This window comes from Roseburia faecis (assembly GCF_001406815.1).
Lineage (GTDB): Bacteria > Bacillota > Clostridia > Lachnospirales > Lachnospiraceae > Roseburia > Roseburia faecis.
Map to the genome: position 1 here is coordinate 199,182 of NZ_CVRR01000019.1, position 12,909 is coordinate 212,090.

At 44.2% G+C, this 12,909-nt stretch carries 14 protein-coding genes; 2 read left to right on the forward strand and 12 right to left on the reverse strand.

Annotated elements, in window-relative coordinates:
• Position 1: 1 nt before the first annotated feature.
• From M72_RS08095 to M72_RS08105, 3 genes are read right to left on the reverse strand one after another with little or no spacing between them, the layout of a single operon-like run.
• Positions 2-1,936 carry a YgiQ family radical SAM protein gene (locus tag M72_RS08095; RefSeq protein ID WP_055067848.1) on the reverse strand — a complete coding sequence of 645 codons (1,935 nt, stop codon included), beginning with the start codon at positions 1,934-1,936 and terminating at the stop codon, positions 2-4.
• A 4-nt stretch (positions 1,937-1,940) separates the two neighbouring features.
• Complete coding sequence (locus tag M72_RS08100) at positions 1,941-2,666, reverse strand: pseudouridine synthase (protein ID WP_176694774.1); 726 nt, start codon at positions 2,664-2,666, stop codon at positions 1,941-1,943.
• Positions 2,663-4,114 (reverse strand): aminoacyl-histidine dipeptidase, encoded by a 1,452-nt coding sequence (locus M72_RS08105; protein WP_055067850.1) that lies wholly within the window; start codon positions 4,112-4,114, stop codon positions 2,663-2,665. The genes M72_RS08100 and M72_RS08105 overlap by 4 nt, the downstream gene beginning before the upstream one ends.
• A gap of 72 nt (positions 4,115-4,186) precedes the next feature.
• Here M72_RS08105 and M72_RS08110 point away from each other — a divergent pair, with 72 nt between their 5' ends.
• Positions 4,187-5,026 (forward strand): hypothetical protein, encoded by an 840-nt coding sequence (locus M72_RS08110; protein ID WP_141652709.1) that lies wholly within the window; start codon positions 4,187-4,189, stop codon positions 5,024-5,026.
• Here the strand turns inward: M72_RS08110 and M72_RS08115 are convergent.
• Genes M72_RS08115 through M72_RS08155 form a run of 9 tightly spaced genes read right to left on the reverse strand, consistent with a single transcriptional unit; the run spans position 5,000 to position 10,915 of the window.
• Entirely contained in the window at positions 5,000-5,647 is a 648-nt protein-coding gene (locus M72_RS08115) for a hypothetical protein (protein ID WP_022046572.1), read from the reverse strand. The two genes, M72_RS08110 and M72_RS08115, sit on opposite strands and share 27 nt — an antisense overlap.
• 14 nt (positions 5,648-5,661) lie before the next feature.
• Positions 5,662-6,144, reverse strand: a complete 483-nt coding sequence (coaD, locus tag M72_RS08120; protein WP_055067852.1) for a pantetheine-phosphate adenylyltransferase — start codon at positions 6,142-6,144, stop codon at positions 5,662-5,664.
• A gap of 5 nt (positions 6,145-6,149) precedes the next feature.
• Positions 6,150-6,707 (reverse strand): 16S rRNA (guanine(966)-N(2))-methyltransferase RsmD, encoded by a 558-nt coding sequence (gene rsmD, locus M72_RS08125; RefSeq protein WP_055067853.1) that lies wholly within the window; start codon positions 6,705-6,707, stop codon positions 6,150-6,152.
• Positions 6,695-7,180 carry a CinA family protein gene (locus tag M72_RS08130; protein ID WP_055067854.1) on the reverse strand — a complete coding sequence of 162 codons (486 nt, stop codon included), beginning with the start codon at positions 7,178-7,180 and terminating at the stop codon, positions 6,695-6,697. Before M72_RS08130 ends, rsmD begins: the two co-directional genes overlap by 13 nt.
• On the reverse strand, positions 7,180-7,722 hold the full coding sequence (gene pgsA, locus M72_RS08135; protein ID WP_022046576.1) for a CDP-diacylglycerol--glycerol-3-phosphate 3-phosphatidyltransferase: 543 nt from the start codon (positions 7,720-7,722) through the stop codon (positions 7,180-7,182). Before pgsA ends, M72_RS08130 begins: the two co-directional genes overlap by 1 nt.
• An 11-nt stretch (positions 7,723-7,733) precedes the next feature.
• Positions 7,734-9,062 carry a 30S ribosomal protein S12 methylthiotransferase RimO gene (gene rimO / locus M72_RS08140; protein WP_055067855.1) on the reverse strand — a complete coding sequence of 443 codons (1,329 nt, stop codon included), beginning with the start codon at positions 9,060-9,062 and terminating at the stop codon, positions 7,734-7,736.
• Positions 9,063-9,116: 54 nt separating this feature from the next.
• A complete protein-coding gene (gene rpoZ / locus M72_RS08145) occupies positions 9,117-9,359 on the reverse strand; it encodes a DNA-directed RNA polymerase subunit omega (protein ID WP_022046578.1) in 243 nt (80 codons plus the stop codon).
• A 2-nt stretch (positions 9,360-9,361) separates the two neighbouring features.
• A complete protein-coding gene (gene gmk, locus M72_RS08150) occupies positions 9,362-10,024 on the reverse strand; it encodes a guanylate kinase (RefSeq protein WP_055067856.1) in 663 nt (220 codons plus the stop codon).
• A gap of 12 nt (positions 10,025-10,036) precedes the next feature.
• Positions 10,037-10,915, reverse strand: a complete 879-nt coding sequence (locus M72_RS08155) for a YicC/YloC family endoribonuclease (RefSeq protein WP_055067857.1) — start codon at positions 10,913-10,915, stop codon at positions 10,037-10,039.
• 199 nt (positions 10,916-11,114) lie between these two features.
• Here M72_RS08155 and M72_RS08160 point away from each other — a divergent pair, with 199 nt between their 5' ends.
• Positions 11,115-12,869 (forward strand): Rqc2 family fibronectin-binding protein, encoded by a 1,755-nt coding sequence (locus tag M72_RS08160; RefSeq protein WP_055067858.1) that lies wholly within the window; start codon positions 11,115-11,117, stop codon positions 12,867-12,869.
• Positions 12,870-12,909: the final 40 nt, after the last annotated feature.

Consider the following 12,909-nt stretch of genomic DNA (forward strand, 5'->3'; position numbering starts at 1 on the left):
CCTACTTCTTTTTATGGATGTTGCGGATGGTTTTCTTTTTGTGTTTTGCGGTCACCATCTTTCCGGCAGCAGCCTTGCCTGCCGGTGCCTTCTTTCCCTGTCTGGATGACCGGTAGGAAGTACCCGCGTCTTTTTTCGGCCGGCGTGGACGGATCAGACATTTGGAATCAAATCCGATCAGATCCTGACGTCCTGCTTTGATTAATGCTTCATGTACCAGATCGTAATTTTTCGGGTTGCGATACTGGATCAGTGCACGCTGCATGGCTTTTTCATGCGGATTGGTTGCCACATATACAGGTTCCATCGTCCGCGGGTCCAGTCCTGTATAATACATGCAGGTAGAAATCGTTGACGGTGTCGGATAAAAATCCTGTACCTGTTCCGGCATGTAACCTAAATCCCGCAGATACTCTGCCAGTTCAACCGCTTCTTTCAGCGTCGATCCCGGATGGGAAGACATCAGATACGGCACAAGATACTGCTCTTTTCCGATTTTTTTATTCATATCTTTATACGCTTTTACAAAACTGTTATATACTTCCACACTTGGCTTTCCCAGTTTCTGTAAAACGGTATTGCTGATATGTTCCGGTGCCACCTTCAACTGCCCGCTCACATGATGCTCGCACAGTTCCCGCAAAAATGTACGATCCTTATCATACATCAGATAATCAAAACGGATACCCGAACGGATAAATACTTTTTTCACACCCGGAAGCACCCGCAGCTTTTTCAAAAGGGCAATGTAATCCTTATGGTCTACTTCCAGATTCTTACATGGTTTCGGGAACAGGCACTGTTTCGTCGGACAGGCTCCCTTCGTCATCTGCTTTTTGCATGCCGGTGCACGGAAATTCGCCGTAGGTCCCCCGACATCATGAATATACCCTTTGAAGTCCGGTTCCTGAATGATCTGTTTTGCCTCATCAATGATCGACTCGTGGCTTCTCGTCTGAATAATTCTGCCCTGATGAAACGTCAGCGCACAGAAACTGCATCCACCAAAACATCCGCGGTTGCTGATCAGGGAAAACTTAATCTCCCGGATCGCAGGAACCCCTCCGTCTTTTTCATATGACGGATGATAATTCCGCATATACGGAAGTGCATAGACTTCATCCATTTCCGTCTGTGTCAATGGCTTTGCCGGTGGATTCTGCACAACAAATGTGGTTCCACCGTAAGGCTCAAACAGGCGCTTTCCGGAAAATGGATCTGTATTACAGTACTGCTTATAAAAACTCTGCGCAAACGAACGCTTATTTTCTTTGATCTCATCATAATCCGGTAACTCGATGGCATCATAGATCAGATCACGGTTTTTTGTTTTAAATACGGTTCCGTCAATAAAGGTAATATCATGCACATCGATTCCGGCATTCAATGCATCTGCGATTTCAATGATACTGTGTTCTCCCATTCCATAAGAAATCAGATCTGCACCGGAATCAAGCAGGATCGAACGTTTCACCTTGTTGGACCAGTAATCATAATGTGCCAGACGGCGCAGGCTGGCTTCGATTCCACCGATAATGATCGGGGTCTTCTTGTATGTATGCCGGATCAGATTACAGTACACCACGGTAGCATAATCCGGTCGCTTTCCCATTACGCCTCCCGGGGTATAGGAATCGGTTGCACGACGTTTTTTGGATACCGAATAATGATTCACCATAGAATCCATATTTCCGGCAGAAACCAAAAAGCCAAGTCTTGGAACGCCAAGCACGGAAATAGAAGCATCATCCTTCCAGTCCGGCTGCGCAATGATTCCCACCGTATAGCCATGTGCCTCCAGCAGTCTGGCAATGATTGCATGACCAAAAGACGGATGATCTACATATGCGTCTCCGCACACATATACAAAATCCAGCTGTTTAATCCCGCGTTCCTGCATATCCTGTTTTGAAATCGGCAGATACCCTTCGTACATAATTTTATACTCCTGATGATTGTTTATTTTCCGCTTCTTTTTTCAGGGAAGCCAGTTCCTGTTCCGTAAGTTTACGGTAAGTTGCCTTTTCTAATGTTCCAAGTGTAAGTGTTCCCATGGAGATCCGTTTCAGATATGTCACCTTACATCCAACCGACGCAAACATACGCTTCACCTGGTGAAATCTGCCTTCCGAAATCGTAAGTTCCGCCTCACGGTCCCCAAGGATTTTGAGATCTGCCGGAAGTGTGCGCTTCTCATCGCCGATGTCCACGCCCTCTGCAAATTGTCCTGCCGTCGTATCCGGAATTTTCTGATCTACCTGTACAAAATACGTTTTTTTGACATGGTATGCCGGTGACAGCAGGCGATGCGTGAGTTCTCCGTCATTTGTAATCAGCAAAAGCCCTTCCGTATCCTTATCCAGTCTTCCGACCGGTGCAAACTCTTTTCGCATGGACTCCGGGAAGAAATCCATAACCGTCCGGTTTAACCGGTCGCATCTTGCCGTCACACAGCCCGCCGGTTTATGAAAGAGATAATAGGAATACTTCTCATAAATCACCGGACGATGATCAAACAGAATCTGATCCTGTTCCGGATCAACCTTAAGATCCGGTTTCTTTGCCACCGCATCATTTACCGTAATTCGTCCCTCGCGGATTCGTTTTTTCACATCGGTGCGTGTGCCGACGCCGGAATCCGCCAGGAATTTGTCCAGGCGAATCATACGTTTGCCTGCTGCAGAAATGCAACAAGGAAATCCCATACTCTTGCGGTAGAAGAAATGGATAAATGCTCTTTTGGCGTGTGAATGTCAAAATTGTCCGGTCCAAAAGAAACGCAGTCGAGATCCGGAATTTTTTCAGAAAGAAGGCCACACTCCAGCCCTGCATGAATCGTGGAAAATACAGGTTTTTTATGAAACAGCTCTTCGTATACTTTTTCTACCTGCGGACGCAGCGCAGAATCCATGCGATACTCCCACGCCGGATAATCACCTTCCACTTCTGCTTCTCCTCCAAGCATCTCCACAAGCATCGTAACACGTGCACACAGATCTTCTTTGCGGGTTTTTACACTGCTTCGGATCGAAGTAAGCGACGTCAAGGCATCTTCTTTTAATTCCAGAATTCCAAGATTTAAGGAAGTTTCTACCTGACCGTTTAACAGCTGGCTCATATGCTGAATTCCGTTTGGCACATTGCGCAGATAAAAAATCACACGGCTTACCGAATGATAATCTAATATTTCCGCTTCAGCATTGCCCTGTTCTTCTATCAGCACCTGCACGCCCGGATCTGTTTCCACCAGTTCTTTTTTTAATATTTCATTCAGTTCTTTTACATATTCACAGACAATCTGCGTATTTTCTGCCGGAATCAGGATTTCTGCCTCACATTCTCTTGGAATTGCATTGTCCTTTAACCCACCATGCAAAGTGAGGATTCCAAACGGGGAACGCGAAAAGATTCCATACAGCAGGCGTCCCATCAAAAGATCTGCATTTCCATGTTCTTTATCGATCTCACTGCCGGAATGTCCGCCGGAAAGCCCAGTCACAATAAGAGAAAGTTTCTTTCCCGTCTGTCTGACACGGGTTACGGGAATGGAAACATTTAATGCCATACCGCCCGCACAGCCGGTCAGGAAAATTCCCTCTTCATCACTGTCAATATTTAACATGGTATGTCCGGTCAGCATAGACAGATCCATGACAGCCGCCCCCAGCATTCCGATTTCTTCATCCACGGTAATCACAACTTCTAATTTCGGATGGGAAATTTCATCTGATTCCAAAATTGCCAGCGCATATGCCACTGCAATTCCGTCATCTCCGCCAAGCGTTGTCCCTTCTGCCTTCAGGAAATCTCCATCTACATACAGGCGCAGTCCTTCTTTATCCATGTCAAGAGCACAGTCTTTTTCTTTTTCACAGACCATATCCATGTGTCCCTGAATGATGATCGCCGGAGCCTTTTCATAACCTTTGGATGCTTCCTTGACAAGAACCACATTGTTTGCTTCATCCTGATACCAGGTCAGTGTGTGTTCTTTTGCAAATTTTACCAGGTAATCACTGATCGCTTTGGTGTTTCCCGATCCATGTGGAATTGCTGCGATCTGCTTGAAATAATAAAATACCCTTTCCGGATATAAATGCTCTAATGTACTCATATACTCCTCCTGTCTCACATAAACTGTATCATGAAAAAATTTGTATTTATTTTTCTCTGTTGCATACTGTTTTTGTTTTTTATCTGTTTCCCCCACGCAGCAGTTTCGGCATCAAAACAAGGACTGCGGCTGTGGTTTACGCAGATTCTTCCGACGCTGCTTCCTTTTTGTGTCCTCTCGTATGTCATTCTGCGCAGTGAAATTCTTCCGAAAAAATTTTCTACCTGCTACATCGTATTGTGTGGTTTTTTATTCGGATTTCCCATCGGCTGCAAACTGACTGCCGACTTTTACAGCAGTAAATATATTTCCCAGGAAAAAGCCTCTGCTCTATGCTGCTTTACAAACAACTTAAGTCCCGTATTTGTCATAACCGCCATCCAGGAAATTTTGCAGCTTCCGTTATCTCCTGTATACGTTTTTCTGATCTATGGCATTCCGTTTTTGTATGGAATGAGTATGCTGTTATTATATCACAGAACCCCTTCTTCTACACAAAAAGAAACGGCATCAAGATTTCATATGGATATGCAAATCATTGATGCCGGCATCATTCACGGATTTGAAACCCTGATCAAAATATGCGGCTATATCATCCTGTTTTCCATTTTCTGCGAAATGTTGCAGACACTGCCGTTTCCGGCGCATTGGTTTTCGCTGGCCGCCACCGGATTCTTAGAAGTTACAAACGGTGTTGCGCTGCTTTCCACCTCTGCCTGCACCAGACAGATAAAATCTCTTCTGGCAGTGTTATTCCTATCATGGGGAGGATTGTCCGGCATTTTTCAGGTCTCTTCCATCCTTCACCAGACCGGCCTCTCGCTCCGGAACTATGTATTACAGAAAATAATCCTCTTACTGTTAACCGTTGGATGCTGTATTCCTTTACTCTTCCTGGGCATCCTCATCTGAAGCTGAAATATTGGTAATCTGCGGCTCCTCTGCAGACTCTGCTGCCTGTCCGGCAGAAGCGGCTGCCTCCTCTGCTGCTTCTGTCTGTGGAAACAGCTGTGCCCGGTTCTTTGTCACTACATCAAGGAAACCCTGCAGTGAAGAAATCAGACTGTCATACCGCGCCTGAGAAGTCTCGATGGAATTAGACAAAACCTCCTCGATCTCATGCAGCTGGTCATCCGCATATCCCATGGCACTGACACGCAGACTGTTTGCCTCATTGGTAGCATTGTCTAAAATTTCCTGGGCCTGCTTGGTTGCGATCATAACAACTTCATTTGCCTGTGCATATGCCTGCTGCATAATCTGATGCTCGCTGACAAGTTCGTTGGTCTGCACCTGTGCCTGTGCAATGATCTGATCCGCCTTCGCCTGTGCATCTGCTAAAATTGCTTCCTTATTGCTGATAATCTTCTGATAACGCTTTACTTCTTCCGGTGTTTTGGCGCGAAGTTCCGCAATAAGTTCTTCTAATTCTTCTTTGTTGACAATAATCTTTGTACTTGAGAGCGGCTGGAATTTACAGCCATCAATATACTCTTCGATTTCCTCAATAATCTGTTCCATCTTACTGCTCATAGTGAAAATCTCTCCTATCTGTTCTCATATTTCTTATAAATCCGTTCAATAAAACGTTCCGGTACAAAGTTGGAAATATCTCCACCGTAGGACGCAAATTCCTTGACAATTGTCGAACTTAAATAGGAATAAGAAAGATCACTTGTCAGGAAAATGGTTTCAATATTAGAATCCTGCACATGGTTCGCCTGTGCGATCTGCAGCTCGTACTCAAAATCTGTCACTGCACGAAGCCCACGCACGATAATGGTAGCATCTATTTTATTCATAAACTCTACCAGCAGACCTTCAAAGGACGCCACCGTAACGTTTGGAATATCCTTTGTCATTTCTTCTATCATACTAACACGTTCTTCTAAAGAAAACAACGAATTTTTTGCGCTATTGTTGAGCACTCCGACGACCAGCTCATCCACAATTCTTGAAGCACGGTTGATGATGTCCATATGTCCGAATGTCAGTGGATCAAAACTTCCCGGATAAATTGCTTTTTTCATGTTTGTTATACCCTCTTCTGTTGAATAAAGACATGCATGTTTGTCTTATATTTTTTGAACTTTATCACGGAAAATCCCAGCTCATCCAGATAAGAAAAATCCGTATCCAGCGATGCTTCCACAATAATCATGGTGTCAGGTTTCAACACACTTGATTTTGAAAGGAAACGCAGCACATCTTCTTCAAGACCCTGCCGGTATGGCGGGTCCATAAAAATAATATCAAATGTATATTTTCCCTCCAGATTGCTGATTCCGCTGATCACATCCGTGGTAAGCAGTCTGGATTCCTTCGTAAATTTTGTGAATGCAATATTATCTTCAATGCATTTGGCCGCTTTCCGGTTATTCTCAATAAAAACCGCATACAAAGCTCCGCGGCTGATTGCTTCTAACCCGATCTGACCGCTGCCCGCAAACAGATCCAGGAAATAACATCCCGGCACATCATTCTGCAGCATATTGAATAATGTCTCTTTGATCTTGTCTGTTGTCGGGCGCGTTTCCAGCCCCTCAATTGTTTTCAGCGGCAGGCTGCGCGCTGTTCCTGCTATGATTCGCATAAGGTTCCTCCATATGTTTTGATGATACACCGCTCCAGAAATGCAATGGCATATGCCGCAGCCGCATGTCTTATTTCACTTCTTGTACCGGTAAAATGTTCTGTCCCGGAAAATATCTTTCCCTGCACAAAACATCCAAAACAGACCGTTCCAACCGGAGTCTTTAAAGTTCCTCCCCCGGGTCCGGCAACCCCCGTTGTAGCCACCGCACATCCCGCGTGTGCCTGTTTTGCAGCACCTTCCGCCATCTCCTGTGCGGTCTGTTCACTCACGACACCATAATTGGAAATGGTCTCCGGCAATACTCCCAGTATCTTTTCTTTTGCTTCGGGAGCATAAGTGATATATCCCTCTTTAAAATAATCGGAAATTCCCGGAATATCTACCAGTGCAGACGCTACCAGTCCTCCGGTACAGCTCTCGGCTGTCGTCACCAGCAGCTGGTGTTCTGCCAGAAGTCTGTCAATTTTCATTAGTTCTGATCCTTTAATACTTCTTTGTTTTTTGCGATATAATCAATCAGAGATACGACGGTAAGTACCAGGGAAATATAAATAAATACCGTTCCGAGTACTGTAAATACCGTATTTTGAATATTCAGTACCAGAAGAATCACGGTGACCATCTGGGATGCGGTTTTAAACTTGCCCCAGTAGCTTGCAGCGATCACTACACCATTGTCTGCAGCAATCAGACGGAATCCACTGATAATAAACTCGCGGGAAATAATCACAATAACAATCCATGCCGGAATTCTGTCAAGTGCAATCAAACAGATCAGTGCAGAGCAGACCAGAAGCTTGTCTGCCAGCGGGTCCATAAACTTTCCGAAATTTGTTACAAGATTGTACTTTCTTGCAATTTTTCCATCCAGAAAATCCGTCAGGCTTGCGACAATAAAAATAACAAGCGCAATGTAATTTCCGTATCCTTCAAAGTATGGAGCTAACAGGAAAAATACAAAAAACGGAATAAGAATCACACGGAAAGTTGTTAATTTATTTGGTAAATTCATAATTGTTCCTCCTATTTTACGATCGTAGCGATCAGGTCATATTCATACGCACCGGTAACTTCCACCTTTACAATATCTCCGGTTAAAAGTTCTTCGTCCGTATTGATAAAAATATATCCGTCTACATTTGGCGCATCCCGGTAGGTTCTGCCGACGTAGGTATTATTTTCATCCGCAACCTGTCCTTCAATAAACGCATACAAAACCGTACCTTTCATGGCTTCATTCTTGTCAAAAATCACTTCTTCCTGAAGTTCCATGACGTCTGCCTGCCATTCCTCTTTTTGTTCCTGCGGCACCTGATCCGGCATTTCCGCTGCCGGTGTTCCTTCCTCCGCGGAATAAGTAAACGCTCCGAGACGATCAAATTCCATATCATTGACAAACTGCATCAGTTCTTCGTGCTGCTCTTTTGTCTCCCCCGGGAATCCGCAGATCAAAGAGGTTCGCAAAGTGATATCCGGGACACGTTTTCTCAAATAATGGATTCTCTCGATCAGTTCTTTTTTATTTGTTTTTCTTCCCATGCGCTGCAAAATTGTATCGTTGCAGTGCTGGATCGGCATGTCCAGATAGTGACAGACCTTTTTATCCTTAATCATGGAATTGATCAGTTCCTCATAGATTTCCTCCGGATAACAGTACATAATACGAATCCAGAACAGACCGGAAATCCCGTTCAGGCGGTCTAACAATTCATGCAGGCATTTTTTCCCATACAGATCCACACCGTAAAGCGTTGTCTCCTGCGCAACAAGGATCAGTTCCTTTACGCCTCCTGCAACCAGTTCTTCTGCTGACGTAACCAGCTCGTCCATCGGAACACTGCGGTAACGTCCGCGCACAGACGGGATCACACAGTAGGTGCAGTTTTTGTTGCATCCCTCTGCAATTTTCAGATATGCATAATGTCCGCCTGTCGTAACCGTCCGTTTGGTCGACAGCTGCGGCAGTCCGCTGAGCGTATGAAAATTTTTATAAAATTTATGCTGCAGGGTCTCCTCGAGTGCCTCTACAATGGAATCATAGGAATTGGTTCCTAAAATAGCATCTACTTCCGGTATTTCTTTTTTCACTTCATCCTGATAACGCTGTGTCAGGCAGCCGGTGACAATGAGTGATTTACAGCAGCCTGTTTTTTTCTGCTCTGCCATTTCCAGAATGGTGTTAATGCTTTCTTCTTTTGCATCGCCGATAAAACAGCAGCTGTTGACAATAATGATATCCGCTTCCGTTTCATCATCCGTCAGTTCAATTCCATGACTGGTAAGCATACCGATCATGTACTCGGAATCTACCAGATTTTTGTCACATCCGAGTGAAACAAATAATAATTTCATATAACCTCTCACTTGAAAAAGGGAATGACAGTTGTCACTCCCTTTTGGTATTTCTTAGTTTTCGTCCTCTCCAGGTACAATCTTTACTTCTCCGCGGTATAACTCTTCCACGGCAATGGAAAGTGGCTTGTTGCAGACCGGATCATCAATCAGTGGTTTTGCTCCGGCAATGATCTGTCTTGCACGCTTTGCTGTGGCAAGAACAATGGAGTAACGGCTGTTTACCACCGGTTCTTCACCGATTTCGCCCTCGTCATTTACAACTTTCATTAATTCAACATAAGATGGATGTATCATATTCATTCTCCTTTCGAAAAGCTTTTGAGATTTTCTCTCATTTGATTAATAAAATCTATATTAGCAGATACCCGATACTCCTGATCCCTTCCGGTATTTTGTGACTGCTCATCACAGATCAGCTGATCAATCAAAGCCGATGCGTGATCCACCGTATCGTTTACCACTAAATAATCATAATTTTCAATTCCTTCGGATTCCTCACATGCACGTGCAAGCCGTGCCGCAATGACCTCCGGAGTCTCTGTACCGCGTCCGACCAGACGGTCACGCAGTGTCCCGGCATCCGGTGCCGTAACAAACATCAGGACAGCATCTTTTATTTTTTCTTTTACTTTTAATGCTCCCTGTATCTCAATCTCTAAAATTACATTCTTTCCGAGATTTAAATTTTCCTCCACATAAGAACGAGGAGTTCCATAAGAGTGGCTGACATATTTTGCATATTCCAGAAACTCATCCTTCTGAATCATGGAATCAAACGTTTCGTCCGTCACAAAAAAATAATCCACACCATCTTTTTCTCCCGGTCTCGGATCTCTGGTAGTTGCGGAAACCGACAGTGCATACCTGTCCGGATGTGCTGCCAGCAGTGCTTTCATCAGAGTTCCTTTGCCCGCTCCGGAAAATCCGGAAATAACAACTAACTTTCCTTTCTGTTCCATAACGCGCTTCCTTTATTCTATATTTTGGATCTGTTCGCGGATCTTTTCGATTCCGGTCTTCAGATTAATTCCCACATCTGAAATTTCAATATTATTTGCCTTTGAGAGAATCGTATTTGCTTCACGGTTCATCTCCTGTGCAATAAAATCGAGTTTGCGTCCTACCGGACCGCCCTCTGAAAGTGTCTCCTTCATCGAGGTAATATGGCTGCGCAGACGCACGGTTTCTTCATCCACACACACCTTGTCTGCATAGATCGTAACCTCTGTCGCAATTCTTCCCTCATCGATCTGGGTGTCTCCCAAAAGTTCCTGGATCTTTTCCGTCAGATGGCTGCGGTATTCCTGCATAATCTGCGGAGAACGCTCCTCAATGAAATCCACTCCGGCAAGCAGGTCATCTAACTTCTCACAGAGATCCTTCTTTAAGTTCTCGCCTTCCCGGATACGGGTCTCAACGAATTGTTCACATGCTCCGCAGATTGCCTTCTGCAATCCATTCCAGAGCTCTTCTTCGTCCATTTCCTGTTCTTCCATAACAAAGACATCCGGATAACGGGACAGTGTGCTTACCCGCACATCATTTTCCAGATGGAATGTTTCTGCCATGGCATTCAGATATTTTAAATACTCACCGGCAAGTCCCTCATTATACTTAAGTGCATAATTATCCTCCGTATAGTCCTCATAGGAAATATACAGATCCACTTTGCCTCGTTCCATATATTTTTTTAACAGACTGCGGATCGCACTCTCAAAAAAATTTAACTTTTTCGGCATCTTCATGTTTACATCAAGATACCGGTGATTTACGGATTTCAGTTCCACGGTAAATTTGCGTTTTTCATCTGCAATCTCACAGCGCCCAAATCCGGTCATGCTTTTAATCATTTTACTTTCTCCCAAATATCATGCACATATCTATGCATAGATAAATGTATTATAATGCTTCTTTGCCGTTTCGTCAAATGTTCTTGCAAAAAATGTATACAAAAGATATCCACTTTCTGCATATAGACAAAAGACGTGGAAATTACTATAATGATTCATGAGTTTGAAAAACACTATAATCATGAACAGGAGAATTTCCATGGCTTTTGACGGAATCGTAATCGCAGGTTTAGTCCATGAACTGAACCAGACGATTTTAAATACAAAAATCAGTAAAATTGCGCAGCCCGAAAATGACGAGCTGCTTTTGACATGCAAAGGAAGCAGCGGACAGTTCCGTGTATCCATTTCAGCAAACGCTTCCCTTCCTTTTTTATATCTGACGGACACCAACAAGACAAGTCCCCTGCAGGCGCCTACATTTTGTATGGTTTTACGCAAACATATCGCAAACGGGCGGATCATAAGCATTACCCAGCCCCATATGGAGCGCATCATCCATCTGAAGATTGAACACCTGAATGAAATGGGGGATATCTGTCATAAGACCCTTGTCATTGAACTGATGGGAAAACATTCCAATATTATCTTTTGCGATGAGGACGGCACCATGATCGACAGCATCAAGCATGTCTCTTCCGCCGTAAGTTCCCTGCGCGAAGTACTTCCGGGCCGCCCGTATTTTATTCCTGCCACACAGGAGGACAAATTCAATGCCATGACTATGGATGCCACACAGATCTGCGATGCCATTAAGGCAAAACCGATGTCCATCTGCAAAGCGATCTATACAACATTTACCGGTGTCAGTCCGCTTGTTGCATCCGAACTGGCATACCGGGCCGGGATGGATGCAGATCAGTCTCTTTTGGCCTGTACCGATGATGAAATCCACCATCTTGCAAACCACATTGCATGGTTTTTTGATGAAATCCGCCACAACGAATTTCATCCGGTGATTGTAAGAAAAGACAAACGGCCGATCGAATTTTCTGCAATTGAACTGACCATGTATCAGGATTATGAGATGGAACATATGGAAAGCATCTCGCAGATGCTCGAAGTTTTCTATGCAGAGCGCAATATTTACAACCGTATCCACCAGAAATCCGCAGACCTGCGAAAAATCGTCACAACTGCGTTAGAGCGCAACCAGAAAAAATACCAGTTACAGCAAAAACAGCAGAAAGATGCCGAAAAACGGGAAAAATATAAACTATACGGAGAACTGATCAATGTATACGGTTACAATCTGCAGGACCAGGCAAAAGAACTGGTCTGTGAAAATTTTTATGACAACAATAAAGAAATCCGTATCCCGTTAGATCCGCAAAAGACCGCACGTGAAAATTCCCAAAAATACTTTGATAAATACGGAAAACTGAAACGGACTTCCGAAGCTCTTGAAGTCCAGCTTGCGGAAACCAAAGCGCAGATTGACCATCTGGAGTCCATCCAGAATTCTTTGAACATTGCACTCTCCGCCGATGATCTGGTGCAGATCAAAGAGGAATTGATGGAATACGGTTTTATCAAAAAACACAAACACGGCAAAAAACAGAAAATCAAAAGCAAACCTTTCCATTATATTTCATCCGATGGCTATGACATGTACGTCGGCAAAAATAACTATCAGAATGATGAACTGACCTTTAAATTTGCAACCGGAAACGACTGGTGGTTTCACGCCAAAAAAATGCCGGGTTCCCATGTAATTGTAAAAAACAAAGGGGGAGAAATGCCGGACCGCGTATTTGAAGAGGCCGGAAAACTTGCCGGTTACTATTCCAGCGGACGTGACAGTGACAAACTTGAAATTGATTATCTTCAGAAAAAAAATGTAAAAAAACCGGCCGGAAGTGCACCCGGATTTGTCGTATACTATACGAACTACTCTCTCACGATTCATCCGGACATCAGCGGCCTGACACTGGTGGAATCATCCAATACATAAGTTTCCAGCATAGGCTTTCTGCTTAGCGCATATACTAGAA

Excerpts from the sequence above, each read along its gene's own strand:
- M72_RS08095 (WP_055067848.1), bottom strand. The coding sequence starts at position 1,936 with ATGTACGAAGGGTATCTGCCGATTTCAAAACAGGATATGCAGGAACGC.
- M72_RS08105 (WP_055067850.1), bottom strand. The coding sequence starts at position 4,114 with ATGAGTACATTAGAGCATTTATATCCGGAAAGGGTATTTTATTATTTC.
- M72_RS08130 (WP_055067854.1), bottom strand. The coding sequence starts at position 7,180 with ATGAAAATTGACAGACTTCTGGCAGAACACCAGCTGCTGGTGACGACA.
- M72_RS08160 (WP_055067858.1), top strand. The coding sequence starts at position 11,115 with ATGGCTTTTGACGGAATCGTAATCGCAGGTTTAGTCCATGAACTGAAC.
- M72_RS08155 (WP_055067857.1), bottom strand. The coding sequence starts at position 10,915 with ATGATTAAAAGCATGACCGGATTTGGGCGCTGTGAGATTGCAGATGAA.
- M72_RS08100 (WP_176694774.1), bottom strand. The coding sequence starts at position 2,666 with ATGATTCGCCTGGACAAATTCCTGGCGGATTCCGGCGTCGGCACACGC.
- rimO (WP_055067855.1), bottom strand. The coding sequence starts at position 9,062 with ATGAAATTATTATTTGTTTCACTCGGATGTGACAAAAATCTGGTAGAT.
- pgsA (WP_022046576.1), bottom strand. The coding sequence starts at position 7,722 with ATGAATTTACCAAATAAATTAACAACTTTCCGTGTGATTCTTATTCCG.
- coaD (WP_055067852.1), bottom strand. The coding sequence starts at position 6,144 with ATGAAAAAAGCAATTTATCCGGGAAGTTTTGATCCACTGACATTCGGA.
- gmk (WP_055067856.1), bottom strand. The coding sequence starts at position 10,024 with ATGGAACAGAAAGGAAAGTTAGTTGTTATTTCCGGATTTTCCGGAGCG.
- rpoZ (WP_022046578.1), bottom strand. The coding sequence starts at position 9,359 with ATGATACATCCATCTTATGTTGAATTAATGAAAGTTGTAAATGACGAG.
- rsmD (WP_055067853.1), bottom strand. The coding sequence starts at position 6,707 with ATGCGAATCATAGCAGGAACAGCGCGCAGCCTGCCGCTGAAAACAATT.
- M72_RS08115 (WP_022046572.1), bottom strand. The coding sequence starts at position 5,647 with ATGAGCAGTAAGATGGAACAGATTATTGAGGAAATCGAAGAGTATATT.